The organism is Pseudopedobacter sp. (genome assembly GCF_040392825.1).
GTDB lineage: Bacteria > Bacteroidota > Bacteroidia > Sphingobacteriales > Sphingobacteriaceae > Pseudopedobacter.
In genome coordinates this window covers 1-22,062 of the sequence record NZ_JBEBVH010000037.1, presented here as the reverse complement: position 1 = coordinate 22,062, position 22,062 = coordinate 1, and the positions used below count along the sequence as shown (strand labels likewise).

Genomic DNA, 22,062 nt, shown 5'->3' with positions numbered 1-22,062 from the left:
AATTGACTAGAGAATGGTTTTATGCCATGTTCTAACAAAGCTCAAAGACTGTGGCATCGGGAAGATGCCTGATTAATTATAAAAATCAGAAAATGAATATTAATAACATATTAAATTATAGCCTTATTGTAATGGCTGTTTCTTTATTTATTGCTTGTTCTAAAGATAAAGATCCTGTAGTTTCTAATGAACTTGAAGGTTTACAATTAGTGACCACTATTAGTAATGATGCGCACCAAATAGAATTATATACTTCTAATGGTAAGTTTCAAACAGGTTACAACAAAATATATTTTCAAATAAAAAATGCTAATGGCAGTTTGGTAAATAATACTGCTGCTACATGGGCACCGCTAATGCATATGACGAGCATGAGTCATTCTTGTCCGTTTTCTTCAATTACAAAAAAAGAGAATGCACAATCAACCTTTACAGGCTATATTGTATTTCAAATGGCAGGGAATGATACCGAATATTGGGAGCTTGCATTGAATTATACCATTAATGGTAAAGAATACACTGCCAAAGATAAAATTATGGTAACAGCAGCACCTAAGCGTGTTGTCGAATCTTTTCAGGGTAGTGACAATAAACGTTATGTGGTTGCACTGGCAGAGCCTTCTAACCCACGTGTAGCCGTAAACGATATGAAAGCGGTGCTTTACAGGATGGAATCTATGACCAATTTTGTAATGGTAGATAATTATAAGATTAAAATAGACCCAAGAATGCCTGGTATGGGTAATCACAGTTCACCTAACAATGTTGATCTTACTCAGGGGCAAGACAAAATGTATCAGGGTAAACTTAGTTTAACTATGACAGGTTACTGGAAGATTAATTTGCAGATTGAAGATAGTTCGCAAAATATAATAAAAGGCGAAGCAGTTACACCAACCAACGAAGGTAGTAGTATCTATTTCGAACTGGAATTTTAAATGTTTTGTCACCAAGTTTGCAAAGCTTATTCCAATACAAAGGCTTTGCGGACTTGTGTGCTTTCTTTGTGGTTTAAAAATGTTAATACTGCAAAATCTCTATTATGTTTAGATTTACTCTTTTTTGTGCGCTGTATTTAATGTGTGGAGGAGTAGCGCTGGCTCAGCACAGTGCCATGAAACATACAGATACGTTAAAAACTGAATTGTTACAGGAAGTGGTAGTTATTGCTCCGCGTAAACTTTCTGATAAAACAGCTAAACCATTGACTACCCTGGATAGCTATCTTGAAAAAGCCAGCACTATAAATATGATCAGGAGAGGAAGTTATGCATGGGAACCCTTTTTGAATGGTATGGCATCTGAGCGTAGTGTAATTACTATTGACGGTATGCGGATTTATGCGGCATGTACCGATAAAATGGATCCGGTTACTTCATATGTAGAAATCACTAATCTTGCCAAGGCAAACATCCATAGTGGCCAATCTGGTTCCGTTGGGGGGACCACCATAGCAGGCAGTCTTGACCTGGTACGTAAAAAAAGTACTTTTGGGGAGAAGGGTTTAAAAGGGATGGCTTTTAGTGGTTTTGAAACCAATAATCAGCAGAAGATTATAGGAGGAGCTTTATCTTATACGCTTCCTAAATTCTTCGCAGATGTTGATTTCACGTTGCGAGATGCTGAAAACTATAAAGCAGGAGGCAATCAGGAGATTTTATATTCGCAGTTTACCAAATACAATGTATCTGCAATTGCGGGATATAAAATTGATGAGCACCAGCAAGTAGAAGCTTCACTGATTTATGACAAGGCAACAAACGTAGGCTATCCGGCATTGACAATGGATGTTTCGTTGGCTAAAGCCTTTATTGGATCGGTAGCTTATACCCGTCATCACATATCGCCAACTATACAGCAATGGCAAACCAAACTTTATTACAATGATGTAACGCATGTGATGGACGACACCAAGCGCCCGATTGTGCCTATACGGATGGATATGCCCGGTTGGAGTAAAACAGCCGGATTTTATTCGCTGATGCAGGGAACTGTAAAGAAACATAACTGGAAGGCCAGCCTGAGTGGGCATTTTAATGAGTCACTGGCAGAAATGACTATGTTTTCAAACACTCCTGGTGAGAAAGATATGTTTATGCTTACATGGCCTGGTATACATACCTATTATGGTGATTTATTTGCCGAAGACGTTTACACATTATCCAAAAAATGGAAGGCGATATTCAGTGCAGGTTTAGGTGTGCAAGATAACGTAGTTAGTAATCAATTTGGATTAGAAAGCCTGAGGATATTTTATCCGGATATGCCGGAAAACAAGACCAGATTGTTAAAAAGATTTTCTACGGCTTTTCAGTACGAAAATGAAAACTGGCAGTATCATCTTGGGGCAGCTTATGGAGAGCGAGCTCCAAGCGTTTCGGAGGGTTATGGATTTTACCTGTTTAATAGTTTTGACCGGTTCGATTATATTGGTAATCCGGAGATGAAGAACGAGAAATCGACCAGTTTCAATGGCAGTATTTCTTACCTTCAATCGCGTTTCTCCGCTAAGTTGTCTGGTTCATACTTTCGCATTATAGATTATATTATTGGAAGGCCCAAAAGCGGGTTAAGTGTAATGACAATAGGAGCATCGGGAGTCAAAATCTATGAACAGCTGAAATACGCAAATATTTTCAACAGTTCGATAGATGTAAGCTACCAAATAGGAAAAGGGTTATTATGGACAAGCAGATTAGGATATCGCAGAGGGTCAGGCGAGCATGTGAAGTATTTACCATTAATGCAACCTTTTACGTATGGGTCTGGTATTACTTATTCAGTTAAAACGTTCTCTGCCGATGCTTCGGTTGAAGGTGCTGGCAAACAGAACAGGTTCAATCCGGAATTTGGTGAAATGGAATTACCGGCATATACTGTTTTTAATCTGTCCGCATCCAATCATTTTAAAATAGGGGCAAGAACCATTACGCTAAAAGCCGGTGTAGAAAATCTTTTAGATAAAAACTATACCACATTTGCCGATTGGAACAGACTGCCCAGAATGGGCCGAAATGTATTTGTAAATCTCATCTGGAATTTTTGATGTTTACAGCTGTATTATGCATTAACCGCCGGATTTACAATTTTTAAATTGTAAGTCCGGTTAATTAATTGCTATAATTGTATAGCATAATCGCTATTACACGTATATATAATCAGTTTCATGAAGGTCCTTTTGTATTTATATTGCATTTTATTGTTAGGATTACTTTCTTTTAAAAAAGCCGAACCTAAGAAAGTACAGTTTAATGGTTATGCGCAGGGGACTACCTATTCTGTAATTTATTATGCAGAAGGTCAGCCTGTAACAAAGCAGGAAGTAGACAGCTTGCTTAGAGCAATAGATTTGTCTATGTCTATTTATATTCCTAACTCCTTAATTTCCAAATTCAATCAATACGATACTCAGGAGATTGTAGTAGATAAACACTTTAAAAATGTAATTCAGGAATCTTTACGACTGAATAAGATAAGTAATGGCATATTCGATATTACTATTGCTCCCTTGGCAAAACTATGGGGATTTGGAACAAAGAAAGTAGTAAAGGCCCCGCAGAAACATGAAGTAGATAGTGTATTGCAATATGTGGGCTCAGATAAAATAGGTTTGACGGGAAATAAGCTTTATAAGAAAGCCAAAGGCGTTACCCTTGATGTTAACGGCATTGCACAAGGCTATTCTGTAGATGTTATTGCTGATTTTCTTGCTGCAAAGGGAATAAAACAATACCTCATAGAAGTTGGCGGAGAATTACGTGTGAAAGGACCCAAGCCAGACGGAAGCAATTTTAAAGTAGGAGTAGAGCAGCCAGAAGGACCTAATTCTATAGAACGACATTTAAATGCTATAGTAGAATTAAAACAGGGGGCTATTACCACAGCCGGTAATTACCGGAAGTTTATAGAAAGTAATCACCAGAAATTATCGCATCATATTAATCCCAGGACGGGATATCCTTATGTAGGAGAAATTATCAGCGCTACCATTGTGGCTAAAAATGCCATGCTTGCAGATGGTTATGATAATATCATTATCGCTATGACCGCAAAGGAAGCATTGGCCTATACCGAGAAAAATAAGGACATAGAAATTTATATTATTTATAAAGATGCTTCAGGAAATATCAAAACAGCAGCCAGCAAAGGGTTCCAAAAATTGTTTGTTAATTGAAGCAATACACACTTTAACTCAATCAGGCTTTAACTGGCATATTTTTTTGCCCCGGCAACACAAAAGATAACACCCAGGGTTATGCTCAGCATGCCTGCAGTTATTTCTTCATGAAGCAAAGCGTAAGCTAAAGCTAAGCCAAAAAAAGGTTGTAGCAATTGTAATTGCCCTACAGCAGCTATACCTCCTTGTGCGAGACCGCGGTACCAGAAAATAAATCCAATAAACATACTGAATAATGATACATAAGCAAGCCCAATCCATGCCGGAGCACTAATTTCTGAAAACGAAGGCGGAAATAAAATAAACAGCAAAGGTAATACAAGCGGTAATGATAATACCAAAGACCAGGATATTACCTGCCAGCCACCCAATGTTTTTGAAAGTTTTGCACCTTCCGCATAACCAAATCCGCATAGTATAACAGCACCCAGCATGAACAGGTCGCCGATTGGCGAAGCTTTGAGACCTTGCGAAACTGCATATCCGATAACGAGGAGACTCCCTATGATTGAGAACAGCCAAAATATGGGTTGAGGGCGCTCGCCTCCCCTTAGTACGCCAAAAGAAGCTGTAACAAGCGGTAATAAGCCTAAAAAAACCAGAGAGTGGGCAGATGTAATGTATTGCAAAGCCAGTGCAGAAAGTAAGGGAAAACCAGCAACCACACCTATTGCAACAGTTGCTAAAGGTAAAAGCTGATTTTTTTCCGGGCGTTTTTCTTTAGCGATCAGTAAAACCAGCACTGCAATTAAGCCAGCAATTGAGGCTCTTGCTACAGTTAAAAATACGGGGTCAAAATCCAAAACCGCGGCTCTTGTTGCGGGAAGCGAACCACTGAATATTAATACGCCAATGAAGCCATTGACCCACCCATTAGTTATACTGGTGCTTCGTTTATGTGAAGCTGTTTGAGTACTCATATATCTTGTAAAAGTAGACAGTTTACCTGGCTAAGCATAGTTACAATTTTTATTATTTTTACGGTTACAGTTAACAATATCAAGAACTTTTTTATCCAATAAGCTGCAGATTTATTCAGAAGGGAATAAAGCGATATCTATAATTGCTACATTAGGAAAAAATCTCAACTTATTCCAGTTTGAATTGTTAGTAAAGAGTTTTAATTATCATATATATCCAAATTAATATGAAATATTCCAGTTTTTTGATTGCATCGTCCTTAGCTTTAGCAGTAAGCGCCTGCAATCAGCAGTCTAAAGAGGGAAATGGCAGTTCGAAAAGTGCGGATAGCGCTTTTAATGTAGAAGCAGAATCTTTTGCAGATTTACAGGTTTTGCGCTATCAGGTGCCGGGCTTTGATAAGCTCACTCTACAGCAAAAAAAACTTGCTTATTATTTGTCAGAAGCAGCATTATGTGGCAGAGACATCACTTACGACCAGAGAGGCAAGTACAATTTAACTATCAGAAAGACGCTGGAAAATATCTATGCTACCTATAACGGTGATAAAAACACTAAAGAATGGGAACAGTTTAAAGAATATTGCGGGCGTTTCTGGTTCAGTAATGGGAATCATCATCATTATGGTAACGAGAAATTTATTCCGGCTTGTTCATTCGAATATTTCTCGGAATTAGTAAAAGGCTCCAACTCGTCAGGATTTCCTTATTTGTCAAATGAAACACAACCTGCTTTTTTAGAACGTATAAAACCTTATGTTTTTGATGTCAATTTCCAGCCCAAACTGGTAGACCTTACAGAAGGCAAAGACAATGTAGCCGCTTCTTCTAACAATTTTTACGAAGGTGTAACACAGAACGAAGTAGAGGCTTTTTATGCAAAATTTGATACAAGAGGAAATGCTCCTTCCTGGGGACTGAACTCCAAAGTGATAAAAGAAAATGGACAGGTAACAGAGAAAGTCTGGAAAATCGGAGGCATGTACAGCGCTGCTTTAGAGAAAGTTGTCTATTGGCTGAAAAAGGCTGTTGAAGTGGCAGAAAATGATCAGCAACGTCTGGCTTTGAAGAAATTGATACATTACTACCAAACCGGAAATCTGAAAGATTTTGATGATTACAGTATTGCATGGGTAGCAGATACGGCATCGCATTTAGATGTGATTAATGGCTTTATAGAAGTTTATAATGATGCTATTGGTAAAAAAGGAACTTTTGAAAGTGTGGTTTCTATGAAAGACGAAGAAGCTACCAAACGTATTAAGCTCATATCAGATCAGGCACAATGGTTTGAAGACAATTCCCCTTTAATTCCGTCTCATAAGAAAAAGAGTGTAAAAGGAATCACGGCCAGGGTAATTACAGTTATTCAGGAATCAGGCGATGCCAGTCCTTCGACTCCAATAGGGATTAATTTGCCTAATGCCGATTGGATTAGGAGGGACTATGGGTCAAAATCTGTCTCATTAAGCAATATTGTGCACTCATATAATGTGATGAGTAATACCAGTGGTATGCTTGATGAGTTTGCTTTTGGTGATGATGTGAAAAAACGAATCAGAGCGTACGGAAACTTATCTTCCGATTTACATACCGATATGCATGAATGTATCGGTCATGCTTCAGGACAGATTAATCCGGGAGTAGAAACTCCTGATAAAACTTTAAAAACCTATGCTTCTACCTTAGAGGAAGCCAGAGCAGATTTAGTTGCATTATATTATGTTATGGATCAAAAACTGGTTGATATTGGTGTGATGCCGAGTTTAGAAGTAGGGAAGGCCGAATACGATAGCTATATTATGAATGGGCTCATTTCCCAGCTTACGCGTATTAAACCCGGACATAATCTGGAAGAGGCACATATGCGTAACAGACAACTTAATGCCATGTGGGTTTATGAAAAGGGAAAGAAAGATAATGTAATTGAGTTTGTTAAGCAAAACGGAAAGACTTACACTAAAATTAACGACTATCAGAAACTGAGGGTTCTTTTTGGCGATTTGTTACGGGAAATACAAAGAATAAAATCGGAAGGCGATTATCAGGCAGGGAAAAATCTGGTAGAGAATTATGGTGTAAAAGTAGATCAGTCTTTATTAAAAGAAGTATTGGAAAGGTTCGCTAAACTGAATGTGAAACCTTACAAAGGCTTTATACAGCCCAGGCTAGTTCCTGTATTTAAAAATGAAGAAATTGTAGATGTGCAGGTTACCTATCCGACATCGTTCTTTGAGCAGATGATGGATTATGCCAAGAACTATTCCTATCTGCCTGCATTGAATTAGTAATTTACCAATTAAACCATATAAAGCTGTTGTGAGCATAAACCCATTGATATCAAAGGTTCTGCTCGCAACGGCTTTTTTATTGCAGATTAAGTATTAAAAAAGTTACTCAATATCAATTATAAAAGCGACTTAGATCATATTGCATTTAGATGAATAGGTTAAATTTGCAATTATTTTTTTTAACCAAAGGATATGTAAATTATTATTGATGATAAGATCTGAATTTTATTATAGTCTCTTAGATAAGTTGAGTATTGTTGCAATAACAGACAGGCAGGGAAAGATAGTTTATGCGAATGATAAATTCTGTGAAATATCAAAATATAGTAAAGAGGAGCTTATTGGCTCGAGTCATCAGATTGTTAATTCCGGTTATCATCCAACATCTTTTTTTAAAGAGTTGTGGGAAACAATTTCTTCGGGAGAGCTATGGCGTGGAGAAATTAGAAACAAAGCAAAGGATGGATCTATTTATTGGGTAGACACTTTTATTATTCCAGAAATGGATGAAAGCCATAAGATACAGAATTATTATTCTATCCGTATAGATATTACTAAAAGAAAACAGCAGGAATTCGAACTTCTCAGACGAAAAGAAGAGCTGGAGGAAATTGCTTTGATGCAGTCTCATCAGGTTAGGAGACCGGTTGCCAATATACTGGGATTAATAGATCTTTTTGAGTATCAAAAACTGAGCGATCATAATGCTTCTATATACGATATGCTAAAGCGGAGCATTAATGAATTAGAGGGTTCTATCAAAGATATCGTTGAGAAAGCTGAGTAAAAATCAATTATCTTTGTGCCATGTCTATACACGCAGAAGATACAATTGTAGCGCTAGCTACTCCAGTAGGTGCAGGAGCAATAGGAGTCATCAGATTATCGGGACCAGATGCTATCACAATAACCAATAAAGTTTTTAGAGGGAAAAATCTGGAAGAGCAGGATTCGCATACTGTACACTTCGGAACTATCCGCGAAGGAGATCTGATTGTAGACGAAGTTTTGGTGACTTTATTTATCGCACCAAAATCATACACTAAAGAGAACATTGTAGAGATCAGCTGTCACGGTTCGTCTTACATTATTGAAAGTATCATCAAGTTGATGATTAAAAATGGTGCCAGGGGAGCTAAGCCGGGAGAATTTACTTTAAGAGCATTTCTGAATGGTGGTTTAGATCTTTCTCAGGCAGAAGCAGTAGCCGATTTAATAGCATCCAGCTCAGAAACTTCTCACCAATTGGCAATGAAACAGATGCGTGGTGGTTTTTCCAACGAGCTGAAAAACCTGCGCGATCAATTGATTCATTTTGCTTCCATGATTGAACTTGAACTGGATTTCTCTGAGGAAGATGTTGAATTTGCCAACAGAGATCAGTTAAAGCAGTTAATTCTGGATATTCAAAAGGTTTTGGATAAACTGATTATGTCTTTTGATCAGGGAAATGTTCTGAAAAATGGTGTGCCCGTGGTTATCGCAGGTAAACCTAATGTCGGTAAATCTACACTTCTCAATGTGTTACTAAACGAGGAAAGAGCCATTGTTTCTGACATTGCCGGAACAACCCGCGATACCATAGAAGACGAAATCAACATTAAAGGTGTCATTTTCCGATTTATAGATACAGCTGGTATTCGTGAAACAGAAGATGTAATAGAAGCGGAGGGAGTTGAGCGTACTTTAGCAAAAATCAAACAAGCAAGATTACTGGTTTATCTGGCAGACCCGATACAAGATGATATTGATGCGGTAAAGCAACAATTAGCCGAAGTAAAAGCTTACAATATACCATATTTGCTGGTTGTAAATAAAAAGGATTTACTGGATACTGAACAGCTTGAAGCTTACGGTAAGTTGGAGCCATTATTCATATCTGCCAAGAACAATTCGGGTATAGAAGAACTGCAGAATAAGCTATTGGAGATTGTGAATCTGGCCAATCTAAATTCTGAAGATGTAATGGTAAGCAATATCCGACACGTAGAAGCATTGCAAAAAACAAACGAAGCTTTAATAAGAGTTTTGTATGGTATAGATAATCCGGTCGCTTCGGATTTTCTGGCGATGGATATCAGGCAATCCTTATATCATTTAGGTGAGATTACCGGGGAAGTGACTACGGATGATTTGTTGGATAATATATTTAGTAAGTTTTGTATCGGAAAATAGGATGTCAAAATAAATCTATATAAATAGCATTTAAAGCCCTTTTAGGGCTTTTTTGTTGGTTTTGATGTTTTTTGATTCAATTTGTGCTTTTTTTACCTCAAATTATTAATTTGTGTTTTTAAACCAAAGAAGGCGTACCTTATTTTTATCTTAAAAAGCTCATAATCCTATTTTTGATATTGTTTTATTTTCTCATCACTGCCATCACCATCCTCAATTGATACAAGAGAAAATTATATTTAAAAAATGATGGGAGTTTTTCCCATTTACAGCTCTTTGATATAAACCAATCAGAAAAATATTTCTAATGAAGAAGCAAAAAAGTAAATTCCTAGCCTACGTATTTTTATTTATTTTGAATATTGCTAGTAGCTCGTGTGCTGATCGGGATAATGATTTTGTAGATAAAAGTTTTGATACGGCAAAACCTTTATACCTAAATCTTTTAGAGGTTACCAATGGGAATTTTAAAGATTATCCACATTCTTTAAATGAAGATAGTACAATCAAATATCTTCAGATAGATGAATGGACTGGTGGTTTTTGGCCGGGTATTTTATGGTTTATGTATAATCATACCAAAGAAGAGAAATGGAAAGAAGCTGCTTTACAATGGACACATTCTTTGGAAAGCAATCAGTACAACACCAGTCACCATGATATTGGGTTTATGATGTTCTGTAGCTATGGTAATGCTTTAAATTATGTTAATCATCCAAAATATCAGGATATATTAATCCAGTCGGCAAAATCACTAACCAAAAGATATTCTCCAATTGTTGGAAGCATCCAATCTTGGAACGTCAGAAAATCTAAAGGAGATATTAATCTTTGGGAATATCCTGTGATTATGGATAATATGATGAATTTGGAGTTGTTGTTTTATGCTTCCAAAGTTACTCATGATCCTTTTTTTAAACAAGTAGCAATTAATCACGCCATAAAAACAATGGAAAATCACTTAAGAAAAGATCATAGCTCTTACCACGTAGTAAACTATGATCCAAATACGGGGAAAGTATTGCATAAGCAAACTTTACAGGGCTTTTCTGACGAATCTACCTGGGCAAGAGGGCAAGCTTGGGGAATTTATGGTTTTACTACAGTTTATAGGGAGACCAAGGATGATCGTTTTTTGCAAACAGCAATGAATATGGCAGACTTTTTCTTGGATCATCCGAATTTACCAAAAGATAAAATTCCATATTGGGATTTTAATGTTGGACAACCTGGATTTTATCCAGACTGGGATTTTGATGCCAATCGATTCAAAGAAACACCAAGAGATGCTTCTGCTGCCGCAATAGCAAGTTCTGCCTTATTAGAATTAAGTACATACGTAGAAAGTAAGCATAAATCAAAGTATTACAATGCAGCAGTTGTAATGTTAAAATCGTTAAGTAGCGATGTTTATTTGAACACAGATAATAATAATCCATATTTTTTATTAAAGCACAGTACGGGCAATTTACCAAGCAATAGAGAAATTGATGTTCCTTTAATTTATGCAGATTATTATTTCTTAGAAGCTTTAACCAGACTCAAAAATATGAAATAACATATTTTATGAACCTTGTCAATTTTTTTAATACAATAAAAATGCGTCTAAAGTATATTCTTCTTTTAGTAATTGTTAGTGTACTGAAATGCCATGCATTTTCCCAGGAGATAACCAAAAAGTCAATTGTAATTCAAGTAATGACTTATAATATACATCATGCTAATCCACCGGCAAAAGAACATGTAATAGATATCGATGCTATAGCAAGAACTATTGCAGATACAGGAGCAGATATTGTTGCTTTGCAGGAAGTGGATGTACACACGAAAAGAAGCGGTTATATCAATGAAGCAGAGATTTTAGCGAAGAAACTAAATATGCATGTGTTTTTTTCAAAAGCTATAGATTTTGATGAAGGAGAGTATGGTTTAGCTATACTTTCCAAATTCAAGATAGAAGACCCCCGATCTATTCGGCTAAGCAGCGTAGCAGATACAAGTGCAGAACCTCGTATTTTACAGCTTGTTACTTTAAAAATTGCTAAAACTACTTCTTTCTTATTCGCTAATACCCATTTAGATGTTTTAGAGACAGGTAACAGATTATTGCAGGCTAAACAAATTACAGAACTGGTAAGAAGCCAGAATTTACCAATGATTATTGCTGGCGACTGGAATGATACTATCACAAGCAAAACATTGGATATAATGGATGGTGAATTTACAAGGTCTTGTGAAATTTGTCCGGTTACTTGTCAAGAAGATGAAAAAGCTATAGATTTTATAGCCTATAGTAAGTCATCTTTGTTCAAAATAAAAAAGCATACTGTTTTTAGTGAGAATAACTCTTCAGATCATTACCCTGTGCTCGCAGAAATTGCAATTGATTAATTTTTAGCGTATAAATTAGCGTTTATGGTGTTGAAATGTTGAAAATTTAGATATGAAAAAATTGCATTATTTAAAATAATCAATATTTTTGATTACATTCTAATGATGCTTTCCAGAAATAATAAAGAAACCGATAAACTATTGTTGCAGCAAATAAAATCCAATGATATAGCTGCATTCGATTCTCTTTATGATAAATATTGGGAGCAAGTATATAGAGCAGCTTATAAACGCTTAAAGGATCCGGACTATGCCAAAGATATCACTCAGGATATTTTTCTTCATATATGGCAAAAGAGAGCCGAGATAGAAATAGACAATTTTGCACCATACTTATTTACCGCTGTAAAAAACAATGTCTTTAAGTGGATGGAAAAGGAGCAAAAAACTACACCAATATCCGATATTATTGCCGAATTAAAAGAAACCAAAGAGCAAGCTGATGCAGAAATTCTGAGAAAAGAATTTATAGTGAAATATGAAGCTTTGGTAGATACATTAACGGAAGCTCAACAAAAGATTTTCAGAATGCGTTTTCATGATGATATGAGTACGAAAGAAATTTCCGAGAAGCTCAATATCAGTCGTAAAACTGTGCAAAACCAGTTGGCAAAGAGTATGTTGCAGTTGAGGTCCTCTTTTGAAGTACTATATTTTGTTATGCTGTTTCACTTCTATAAATAAAAAAATAAAATTTCCGTGGGACTTTTTACGCTTTTACGCTCTTTACCATTAAAGGCTAATAATAGCCATAAATAGTAATGAATAAGAAAGCATTATTAGAGCTTGTAGAAAAATACAATAAAGGAGTTGCAACAGAACGGGAAAGAGCATTTCTGGAGGCATATTATAAATTATTTGATTTAAGTGATGATGGATTGGAAGCCATGCATGAAACAGAAAGGTTAAGGCTGAAAGATAGCATGCGTGACTATTTACATCAAAATATAGTCATAGAGGAAGTTATACTACCAAAGTTAAAGGTCTCTTATTGGAAATGGGCTGCAGCAGCAGTACTTCTTATTGCCTTTACGATTACAATCCAGTTTATACAGCAGTCCGGTAAAAAGGAGTTAAACACTAAAAATAGTGTCGATTCATTGATTGTTCCAGGTTCAAACCAGGCAGTATTAACTTTGGCTAACGGAAGCAATATTGTCTTGAATGACAAAGCAGAAGGAACTTTGTCAAACGAAAGTGGTGTTATTATCAGTAAGAATAATGATGGACTTTTAACCTATGAAATTACAGAAAATGCATTAGCTTCTATAAATACATTAACGACGCCACGTGGGGGACAGTATCAGTTAATTCTTTCAGACGGAACAAAAGTTTGGCTTAATGCTGATACGAAAATTACTTTTCCAACTAGATTTAAAGGCGAAGAGCGCCGTGTAGATATCGTAGGTGAAGCATATTTTGAAGTAGCAAAAAATAAGTATAAGCCATTTAAAATACATACCCAAAACCAAATTATAGAAGTTTTAGGTACACATTTCAATGTTAATTCTTATGTCGAAGATGAAACCGCCAAGACTACACTTTTGGAAGGAAGCATAAAAGTAAGCTTATTAGGCAATAGTAAATCTGGTGAAATTCTTAGTCCGGGAGAGGCAGCTATTTTATCTAAAAAGACATCGAATTTGAATGTCGTATCTTCTGATACCGAGATGGATATTGCCTGGAAAAACGGTTATTTTAAATTTAATAATACAGACATGCGCAGCCTTATGTCTCAGGTTGCACGGTGGTATAATGTCGATGTTGAATATAGAGGTGAAATCACGAAAGATTTATTTGGTGGAAAGCTTAAGAGAAGTAATAACATTCAGGAAATCTTGCGTATTCTGGAATTAAGCAATATTGATGTGGAAATAGACGGAAGAACAATTATAGTATCAAATAAACCTTAAACCAAATATTGAAAATATGGATAAATATTAACACCTCATGGCTATTAAACAAAAAACCGGAGTGCGCTAACACAGCCGGCTTTTAATTTTTCCTTACGGAAAAGAGTTTAGATTAAAGCCCAAAAGAACATCTGACAGTTATCTCGAATTATTAACCAAACTTGACAAAAGTATGCAATTAAAACTTTATGGCGAAATCTATACAAGTAGATTTACCCGTATCCAATTGTTTCTCAGGATGAAACTAACAATTATTTTATTAATTATCGGTTGTTTGCAAATCAATGCAAAAAGCTTTTCTCAAAATATCAGTTTGAAGGGGAAAGATTTATCTCTGGAAAAAGTATTAACTGAGATAGGGAAACAGAGTGGATATTATTTTTTTTATAAATCAAATGAAATACTGCTGGCAAAGCCAGTTACTATAGATTTTAAAGATGTAAGTATTCAAAAGGCTTTATCTGAAAGTTTTAAAGATCAGCCGTTTGAATATTCTATAGACAATAAAACCATTGTTGTCAATAAAGTAGTGATTAAGTCGGAAAAACCATCACTGCAACAGAAAGAGGTAAAAGGTAGGGTAGTCGATGAAGACAATATGGCATTGCCGGGAGCTTCTATAAAAGTAAAAGGTTCTACTAAAGGAACTATGACAGATGTAAATGGGAATTTTACATTGACAGGGCTTACAGGAAATGAGACTATACAAATTAGTTTCACTGGTTTCGCAACTCAGGAGATAAATATTGCAGGGCAAACCAATATTCCGATAAAACTAAAAGTAGATAGTCAGGGGCTAAACACAGTAGTAGTTGTAGGTTATGGTACGCAGCAGCGTAAAGACATTACAGGTTCAATAAGCTCATTAAGTGCGCAAAAAATCAAAAATCAGGCGGTAGTAAGTTTAGATAACGCTATGGCTGCTCAAATGGCAGGTGTACAGGTTACGCAGGCAACAGGTGCACCAGGAGGCGGTTCTACAGTAAGAATTAGAGGTGCTGGTTCTTTAAGTGCGGGTAACGAGCCGTTGTACGTTGTAGATGGTTTTCCAATAACCAATGATTTTAATCAAAGAAATAATCCGCTAAATACTATTAATCCATCAGATATTGATAATATTCAGGTCTTAAAAGATGCATCAGCAACGGCGATATATGGTTCAAGAGGTTCTAACGGAGTTGTTATTATAACTACAAAATCTGGTAAATCCGGTGTTTCAAAAATAGATGTCAGTTTGAATACAGGAGTGCAACAGGTAGAAAGAACTTTGGATGTTTTAAATGCCAGAGAGTTTGCAAACTATATTAACGAATCAAGAAATAATGCATGGGTAAATCTGGCTCCAGGTAATTCGGCATCTGATCCTAATTCTGCCCGTACCAATAATGTGATGTATCGTTTACCTGCTATTTTTGCAGATCCGGATGCTTTGGGAGAAGGTACAAATTGGCAAAATGAAATATTCAGAACTGCTCCAATGAGCAATTATCAGCTGAATTTTTCTGGCGGAAATGAGAAAACTAAATATTTTGTTTCCGGAGGTTACCTTACTCAAGAGGGCATCATCCTAAATTCGGATATGAAGCGATATTCTTTCCGTGTCAACGTAGAATCTCAGGTGAATAAAAGAGTAAGAGTCGGAGCCAATATTACTCCGTCCTATACTTTTTCTAATCAGAGTCTGGCAGAAGGAAACTGGCAAGGAGGAGGTATTATCCAATCGGCGTTAACAGCAGGACCTCACATGAGTCCATATGATGCAGACGGTAACTATACTAAAATTACCGGACAGGGAATAGGAACCAGTGAAGTAGATAATCCTGTCAAAATAGCAAAGGAATATTTCCATCAACAAGGAACTATGCGTTTGCTTGGTACCGCCTTCACAGAAATAAACATTATAAAAGATCTAAAATTTAAAGCATTGGTAGGTGCTGATATCAGAAATTTCAGAGAGCAGATTTTTAATCCTTCTATTATTAATCCCAATAGCGTTAATCCAACAAAAATTCCAACAGCAAACAACAATACTTTAGAAAGTCGGAATTGGCTGTCGGAATTTACCTTGAGCTATAATAAGAAAATCAATAAGCATTCTTTCGATGGATTATTGGGATACACCATTCAAAAAGAAAATATCGAGTTTAACTCTATCAGTGCTACAAATTTTCCTAACGATCAGATTAAGACGATTAGTGCTGCAGGTTTAATTTCAAACGCTACAGCAACAAGGGAGGAGTGGGCTTTGCTTTCTTATTTGGCTCGTATAAACTATAGTTATGATAATAAGTACTTATTAACAGCAACATTCAGAACAGACGGCTCTTCTCGTTTTGGTTTTGACAATAGATTTGGTGCTTTCCCTTCCATTTCATTGGGATGGAGAGTTTCTGAAGAAAACTTCATGAAAGATATCAGTTGGCTTTCTGAGCTTAGATTAAGGACTAGTTATGGTTTAACCGGAAACAATTTTATTAGTAATTACGGTGCTATAGCATTAACCGTAGCAGATAATTATCCTTTAGGAGGAAGTGGGGGTACGGTTAACAACGGTATCAGGTTAAACGGAATAGGAAACTCTTTATTGGGGTGGGAGAAAAACAAGCAACTGGACTTAGGTTTGGAGTTGGGTTTTCTTAAGCACAGAATCGCTGTATCGTTAGACTATTACAATAAAAGAACGTCAGATCTATTGTTGAATGTTCCGGTACCTACGTTGACAGGTTATACCAATGCATTGCAAAATATTGGAGAAATAGAGAATAAAGGGTTCGAATTTACCTTAACAAGTAGAAATCTGGTAAAAGACTTTAAGTGGACAACAGATTTCAATTTTTCTACCAATAACGTAAAAGTATTGGCTTTAGGGCCTGATGGTTCTCGTATTTTGGCGAGACAAACAACATTTGCTGCAGGTAATACACATATAACAGAAATTGGTTCGGCACCTGGTTCTTTCTTTGGTTACAAGGTAATTGGTGTGTACCAAAATGCGGATGACGTAGCCAACAGTCCAAGTCTTCCGACATCTAAACCTGGACAGTTAAAATTTGCTGATATTAATGGTGACGGAGAAATTACTGCTGATGATAGAACAAATATTGGAAATCCTTTTCCTGATTTTACCTATGGTATGACAAATACTTTTGCATATAAAGGCTTTGATTTTTCCTTTACATTGCAAGGTGTACAAGGTTTTGAAGTATTGAATGCCGCAAGAAGATTTTATGGTAATTATGCCGGTTCATACAATGTATTGAGAAGTACAGTAAATGCTTGGAAATCGGAAGCCCAGCCTGGAGATGGAAAAACCCCTCAGTTAGACCGTAATTTTAATGCTTTGGGAATAGCCTCCGTAGTTAACAATGCTACATCGGCATTTATAGAAGACGGTTCATTCTTAAGGGTTCGAAATATCACATTAGGATATAATTTGCCAGCATCGGTATTAAGAACTTTGAAAGTCTCTAATGCAAGGTTGAGTTTTACAGTACAAAATGCCTTTACATTCACTAATTACGAAGGTTACAATCCCGAAGTTAGTGTAGAAGGAGCAAATCCTTTAATGCCGGGAGTCGACTCTGGAGGTTATCCCCTGGCTCGTACATTTATGTTTGGTTTAAACTTTGGATTCTAAGAAAATGATTGATATGAAAAATATTAAAACAATATTTGCTGCATACGCTTTCGTGATATTCTCGGCAAGCAGTTGTACAAAAGACTTTTTAGATCTTGCACCTATCTCTCAGCAAAACGGGAATAATTTTTATAAAACCGGAGAAGATATGAAAAATGCCTTAACTGCTGCATACGGAGGTTTGCAGTATGGAGGTTTATATTATTCTTCTATGCATATTATTGGAGAGTTGAGATCTGACAATACAGAAATTACCAATCCCAATGCAGGCTCAGATCTTGTTGCGGTAGATGACTTTCAAAATATCCCGACGACGTCCATTAGTAGTAATACATGGGCGGGACATTATCAGGCTATTCAATCTGTCAACATTGTATTGGAAAAGATTCAAGCAGTAGAGATGGATGAAAACTTAAAGGCCAGATATATTGGTGAAGCCAAGTTCTTGAGAGGGTTAATGTACTTTAACCTTGTTCGGGTTTATGGGGCAGTACCTTTGGTTTTAAAAATGATAAATAATCCTCAGGAAGGTTACACTTACGGTAGGGAATCTGTAGATAGGGTCTACAATCAGATTATTACAGATTTAACAGATGCAGAAACTGCTTTGCCTTATGAATATGTAGGAGCCGATATAGGCAGAGCAACTAAAGGTGCTGCTATGTCTTTGTTAGGAAAAGTATACCTGACCCAAAAAAGATGGGATTTAGCGGCAAATAAATTAAAAGAAGTAATAGACAATCAGGTATTAACAAAATATCAGATATTGCCTAATTATGCCAATATATTTGGCGCAGCCAATGAAAATAATAAAGAATCTATTTTTGAAGTGCAGTTTAAGGGAGGTGTTTCAGGAGAAGGAAGTCCGTTTACCAATCAGTTTGCTCCAATAGGTTCTGGCACCGCAGTTGTGAGCGTTGGAAATCCTTTGGGACAAAATATTCCAACAGCAGATATGGCCAATGCATACGAAGCAGGAGATGTAAGAAAAGCAATTTCTATGCGTACAAGTTATGTGCTTGCAGGAAATACAGTACAACATAATTACATCGCTAAATATTCAGGTACTCCGGCCGCAAGTCTTGACAGCGACGTAAACTGGATAGTGTTAAGATATGCAGATGTTTTATTGATGTATGCAGAAGCACTAAATGAACAGGGCTATGTTCCCGATGGACTCGCCTTTACTTACCTGAATCAGATAAGAAATAGAGCAGGTTTATTAAGCAAAACCAGTAATAACCCTGATGTATCTTTACAATTGCCAGATCAAGCTTCATTTAGGTTAGCAGTGGAAAAAGAAAGACGTGTGGAATTAGCTTTTGAAGGACACCGTTGGTTTGATTTGGTAAGAACAGATAGAGCTCTTACGGTGATGTCGAGTAAGGGAATGCAGATACATCATACGATATTTCCAGTGCCTCAGAGTCAGATAGATATAAATCCAGGCCCAATATATCAAAATCCAGATTACCCTAATTAGTAAGAGTATTCTTTTTTTGAGCACAGGGTATCCGGGAAGAGATATTGATTTTATGAAATGAGGATGTCTGAAAGACTAGAGATCTAGTCTTTCAGATGTATTTGGTGAAAAGACATTTTCCGGATCGCCCTGTTTAATATTCCTTTATACAATAAGTTTATAGCTATTCATTATGAAAAGAGCAATCTGCCTTCTTTTGATACTTATTACTGCTTGTAATTTGCAGGCACAGGAACCATTAACATTAAACATAAAAGACGATGGTTACCGTGGGCTTTGGTATAGCAACCAGCCTTCTAATGATAAATATGTGTATAAATATAGTGGAGGATTAGCAACTTATCCTGCCAATCATTACCCAATATCTGTTTATGCAAAAGAAGTTGATAAAACATTTTTTTGTTACGGAGGTACAGATAAATCGGGGAATACGTTGTTGCATGTAGTCTCTTATTATGATCACAAAACCAAACAAGTACCTAAGCCAACGGTTGTATTAGACAAAAAAACAAATAATGCCCACAATAATCCGGTAATGAATATAGATGATGAAGGCTATATCTGGATTTTTTCTACGGCACATGCCGATCACATGCCTGCATACATACACAAAAGTGTGAAACCTTATGATATCAATGAGTTTAAGCGGATTTTTCCTACGAAAATTGTTGACGGTGAAAAAGTACCAATGAATAACTTTTCTTATTTGCAAACATGGCGTCAGAAAGGGAAAGGGTTTTTGAACCTCTTTACTCATTATGATAGAAAGGTAATACCCAATCAACCGTCAAAACCGAGGCGAAGTATTGGTTATATGACAAGCAAAGACGGTGTAGATTACTCCGAATGGAAAGATATTGCGATTATAGAAGAAGGACATTACCAAACGAGTGGGGGTTATTTAGATCAAAAGATAGGTACTTCATTCAATTTTCATCCTATAAAAGAGGGAGAAAACGGATTGAATTATAGAACCAATTTATATTATCTGGAAACGAAAGACATGGGGCGGACATGGAATATTGCAGATGGCAGTACGATAGCGCTTCCATTAACAGAAAGTAGAAACAAGGCTTTGGTTAAAGATTACCAATCATTGGGCTTAAATGTATATATCAACGATTTAGCTTATGATAAAAAAGGAAACCCTGTTATTCTGTACGTAACCAGCAAAGGTTTCCAGTCTGGACCAGAACAAGGACCAAGAAAATGGACGATAGCCAGATATACTGGCAGCTCATGGGAAATAATTCCTGTAACAACGTCAGGTAGTAATTACGATATGGGTTCGCTATATATTGATGAAAAAGGTGTTTGGCGAATAGTTGGGCCGACAACATCAGGTCCACAAGCATACAATACCGGGGGAGAGATGGTGCTTTGGACAAGTAAGAATGAAGGAAAAACATGGAAAAGTAAAGCACTTACGTCCAATAGCCAATTTAACCATTCCTATGCTCGTCGTCCGGTGAACGTACATAATGGTTTTTATGCTTTTTGGGCAGATGGGCATGGGAGACAGAAATCGGAATCGCGTTTGTATTTTTCAGATAAAAGAGGAAATGTGTACAGGCTTCCCGAACAAATGACTACTGATTTTGCAAAGCCAGAAAAGTTAAAGAAAGCAAAAAGATAGGGATGAAGCATTTCATATTTACTTTTAATACTGTTTACTTGTGTTTCCTGTAATCTACGAGGCCTATCCTCATTTTAATAATGACGATTTTGTTCGAGATTTTTTGAAGGAAGATAAAATTTAAGTTATGGGATTTATAAAAATAGTAGGTCTTTTTGTGTTCAGTTTGTGTTTTAGTCATATTAAGGCGCAAGACAAAGGCAAATTCACAGATCATGGACCACAATTAACGGCTTCCATGATACAGGGAAGTATTTTTGTAACTTCTGCGAATGGAGATGAGCTAGTTTATACTGTTGTTAGAGGTGAACCTGCTCATTTATTGGCCTATGACGTAAAAACAAAGGAACTGAAATTAGACAAAGCATTGGGAGATGCGGATGGTGTTTGGGATATGGCGCAATCTACTGATGGAACGTTGTATATCCCCGGAGCTAGCGGAAGTTTGTTTAAACACTTTCCGGGCACACAAGAAGTTGTCGATTTAGGAATAGCGCTAAAAGGAGAAACCTATTTATGGAATTTAACAGCGGGAAAAGACGGCGAGGTATTTGGTGCTACTTATCCCGGCTGTAGGATTTTTAGATACCACCCAAAAGATGGTTTTTCCGATGTGGCTCAAGGACCTTTGGTTGCTAGTGAAAATTATGTAAGAAGTTTAGCCTATCATGCAAAAACAGGCTTGCTGTATGCAGGCGTAGGTTCTCATGCTCATCTTTTGGAAATAGATCCCTTAAAGGGTACAAAAAAAGAAATACTCCCAAGAAAATATCAAGATAAGGAGTTTGTTTATAGTCTGGAAATTATACCAGGTAGAAATGGAAATGACCGTTTGTTTGTGTTGCTTACTTCTGGGAATATTACTTTGGTTTATAACTTGAAGACCAGGAAATTTGAACAGGAGATTACCGAAATGGATATGAAAGCAATTATTGCACATCCTAAAACGAAAGAGGTCTATTATACTTCAAAATCTAATCTGAAACGTTTCAATACAGAAAAATCTGTCAGCACCGCTAAACAATTAGGGGAAGGGCTAGGAAGTGCCAATGCTTTTGGATGGGGTAAGGATAATGATCTTTATTTTATTACAAGCGGCGCAAATCTGGTTCAGTTTAACACAAAAACAAATAAGATTGTTAAAACATTATTAAATATACCCGGACAACCTATTCCTATTAATGCTATTTTGGTTGGTCCTGACGAAAAAGTATGGACAGGAGGGTACCTTGCAGGTGGGCATGCAGTTTATGATCCCCGCACAGGTGTTACTACAAAACATCTCGGGTTGGAACAAACCGAAGGGATGACAGGGCATAATGATAATATATATTTTGGTATATACCCGAAAGGTCAGTTTTATCAATATAACACAAAGGCAACTTGGGATTTGAAGAATCACAACCCGAAGAAGGTTGCTCAAATACCAGAACAAAGCA

The 22,062-nt window shown here is 36.5% G+C and carries 15 protein-coding genes; 14 read left to right on the top strand and 1 reads right to left on the bottom strand.

Features of this window, described 5'->3' with window-relative positions; all coding sequences use genetic code 11:
- The first annotated feature begins 92 nt into the window (after positions 1–92).
- The 3 genes from ABWO41_RS04455 to ABWO41_RS04445 all read left to right on the top strand — a co-directional run bounded on the left by ABWO41_RS04455 (position 93) and on the right by ABWO41_RS04445 (position 4,174).
- Positions 93–938, top strand: coding sequence for a hypothetical protein (locus ABWO41_RS04455; protein ID WP_353134071.1), 846 nt, complete (start codon positions 93–95; stop codon positions 936–938).
- Between the two features lie 104 nt (positions 939–1,042).
- Positions 1,043–3,046 carry a TonB-dependent receptor plug domain-containing protein gene (locus tag ABWO41_RS04450; protein WP_353134068.1) on the top strand — a complete coding sequence of 668 codons (2,004 nt, stop codon included), beginning with the start codon at positions 1,043–1,045 and terminating at the stop codon, positions 3,044–3,046.
- Positions 3,047–3,166: 120 nt separating this feature from the next.
- Positions 3,167–4,174 (top strand): FAD:protein FMN transferase, encoded by a 1,008-nt coding sequence (locus ABWO41_RS04445; RefSeq protein ID WP_353134065.1) that lies wholly within the window; start codon positions 3,167–3,169, stop codon positions 4,172–4,174.
- Between the two features lie 29 nt (positions 4,175–4,203).
- Here ABWO41_RS04445 and ABWO41_RS04440 read toward each other — a convergent pair whose 3' ends face one another.
- Positions 4,204–5,097, bottom strand: a complete 894-nt coding sequence (locus ABWO41_RS04440) for a DMT family transporter (protein ID WP_353134062.1) — start codon at positions 5,095–5,097, stop codon at positions 4,204–4,206.
- A 227-nt stretch (positions 5,098–5,324) separates the two neighbouring features.
- Between ABWO41_RS04440 and ABWO41_RS04435 the strand changes: the two genes are divergently transcribed.
- The 11 genes from ABWO41_RS04435 to ABWO41_RS04385 form a co-directional block, all read left to right on the top strand.
- The gene (locus ABWO41_RS04435) at positions 5,325–7,385 is read left to right on the top strand and encodes a dipeptidyl-peptidase 3 family protein (RefSeq protein WP_353134059.1); all 2,061 of its coding nucleotides are present in this window, start codon (positions 5,325–5,327) and stop codon (positions 7,383–7,385) included.
- A 211-nt stretch (positions 7,386–7,596) separates the two neighbouring features.
- Positions 7,597–8,175 carry a PAS domain-containing protein gene (locus ABWO41_RS04430; protein ID WP_353134056.1) on the top strand — a complete coding sequence of 193 codons (579 nt, stop codon included), beginning with the start codon at positions 7,597–7,599 and terminating at the stop codon, positions 8,173–8,175.
- Positions 8,176–8,195: 20 nt separating this feature from the next.
- A complete protein-coding gene (gene mnmE, locus ABWO41_RS04425; RefSeq protein WP_353134053.1) occupies positions 8,196–9,563 on the top strand; it encodes a tRNA uridine-5-carboxymethylaminomethyl(34) synthesis GTPase MnmE in 1,368 nt (455 codons plus the stop codon).
- Positions 9,564–9,870: 307 nt separating this feature from the next.
- Positions 9,871–11,121: a glycoside hydrolase family 88 protein gene (locus ABWO41_RS04420; protein ID WP_353134050.1), complete on the top strand. Its 1,251-nt coding sequence runs from the start codon at positions 9,871–9,873 to the stop codon at positions 11,119–11,121.
- A gap of 41 nt (positions 11,122–11,162) precedes the next feature.
- Positions 11,163–11,954, top strand: coding sequence for an endonuclease/exonuclease/phosphatase family protein (locus ABWO41_RS04415; RefSeq protein ID WP_353134047.1), 792 nt, complete (start codon positions 11,163–11,165; stop codon positions 11,952–11,954).
- A gap of 102 nt (positions 11,955–12,056) precedes the next feature.
- Positions 12,057–12,638, top strand: a complete 582-nt coding sequence (locus tag ABWO41_RS04410) for an RNA polymerase sigma factor (RefSeq protein WP_353134044.1) — start codon at positions 12,057–12,059, stop codon at positions 12,636–12,638.
- A gap of 77 nt (positions 12,639–12,715) precedes the next feature.
- On the top strand, positions 12,716–13,867 hold the full coding sequence (locus ABWO41_RS04405; RefSeq protein WP_353134041.1) for a FecR family protein: 1,152 nt from the start codon (positions 12,716–12,718) through the stop codon (positions 13,865–13,867).
- Positions 13,868–14,039: 172 nt separating this feature from the next.
- Positions 14,040–17,504, top strand: a complete 3,465-nt coding sequence (locus tag ABWO41_RS04400; RefSeq protein ID WP_353134038.1) for a TonB-dependent receptor — start codon at positions 14,040–14,042, stop codon at positions 17,502–17,504.
- Positions 17,505–17,517: 13 nt separating this feature from the next.
- On the top strand, positions 17,518–18,987 hold the full coding sequence (locus ABWO41_RS04395; protein ID WP_353134035.1) for a RagB/SusD family nutrient uptake outer membrane protein: 1,470 nt from the start codon (positions 17,518–17,520) through the stop codon (positions 18,985–18,987).
- A gap of 172 nt (positions 18,988–19,159) precedes the next feature.
- Positions 19,160–20,623 (top strand): BNR-4 repeat-containing protein, encoded by a 1,464-nt coding sequence (locus tag ABWO41_RS04390; protein WP_353134032.1) that lies wholly within the window; start codon positions 19,160–19,162, stop codon positions 20,621–20,623.
- A 127-nt stretch (positions 20,624–20,750) separates the two neighbouring features.
- On the top strand, positions 20,751–22,062 hold a 1,312-nt coding region (locus tag ABWO41_RS04385), incomplete at its 3' end, for an NHL repeat-containing protein (protein ID WP_353134029.1).

What these genes read in the sequence shown, in the direction of transcription:
- ABWO41_RS04410 (WP_353134044.1), top strand. Translation starts at nt 12,057, where the DNA reads ATGATGCTTTCCAGAAATAATAAAGAAACCGATAAACTATTGTTGCAG.
- ABWO41_RS04390 (WP_353134032.1), top strand. Translation starts at nt 19,160, where the DNA reads ATGAAAAGAGCAATCTGCCTTCTTTTGATACTTATTACTGCTTGTAAT.
- ABWO41_RS04440 (WP_353134062.1), bottom strand. Translation starts at nt 5,097, where the DNA reads ATGAGTACTCAAACAGCTTCACATAAACGAAGCACCAGTATAACTAAT.
- ABWO41_RS04445 (WP_353134065.1), top strand. Translation starts at nt 3,167, where the DNA reads ATGAAGGTCCTTTTGTATTTATATTGCATTTTATTGTTAGGATTACTT.
- ABWO41_RS04400 (WP_353134038.1), top strand. Translation starts at nt 14,040, where the DNA reads ATGCAATTAAAACTTTATGGCGAAATCTATACAAGTAGATTTACCCGT.
- ABWO41_RS04395 (WP_353134035.1), top strand. Translation starts at nt 17,518, where the DNA reads ATGAAAAATATTAAAACAATATTTGCTGCATACGCTTTCGTGATATTC.
- ABWO41_RS04420 (WP_353134050.1), top strand. Translation starts at nt 9,871, where the DNA reads ATGAAGAAGCAAAAAAGTAAATTCCTAGCCTACGTATTTTTATTTATT.
- ABWO41_RS04415 (WP_353134047.1), top strand. Translation starts at nt 11,163, where the DNA reads ATGCGTCTAAAGTATATTCTTCTTTTAGTAATTGTTAGTGTACTGAAA.
- ABWO41_RS04450 (WP_353134068.1), top strand. Translation starts at nt 1,043, where the DNA reads ATGTTTAGATTTACTCTTTTTTGTGCGCTGTATTTAATGTGTGGAGGA.
- mnmE (WP_353134053.1), top strand. Translation starts at nt 8,196, where the DNA reads ATGTCTATACACGCAGAAGATACAATTGTAGCGCTAGCTACTCCAGTA.
- ABWO41_RS04435 (WP_353134059.1), top strand. Translation starts at nt 5,325, where the DNA reads ATGAAATATTCCAGTTTTTTGATTGCATCGTCCTTAGCTTTAGCAGTA.
- ABWO41_RS04405 (WP_353134041.1), top strand. Translation starts at nt 12,716, where the DNA reads ATGAATAAGAAAGCATTATTAGAGCTTGTAGAAAAATACAATAAAGGA.
- ABWO41_RS04430 (WP_353134056.1), top strand. Translation starts at nt 7,597, where the DNA reads ATGATAAGATCTGAATTTTATTATAGTCTCTTAGATAAGTTGAGTATT.
- ABWO41_RS04455 (WP_353134071.1), top strand. Translation starts at nt 93, where the DNA reads ATGAATATTAATAACATATTAAATTATAGCCTTATTGTAATGGCTGTT.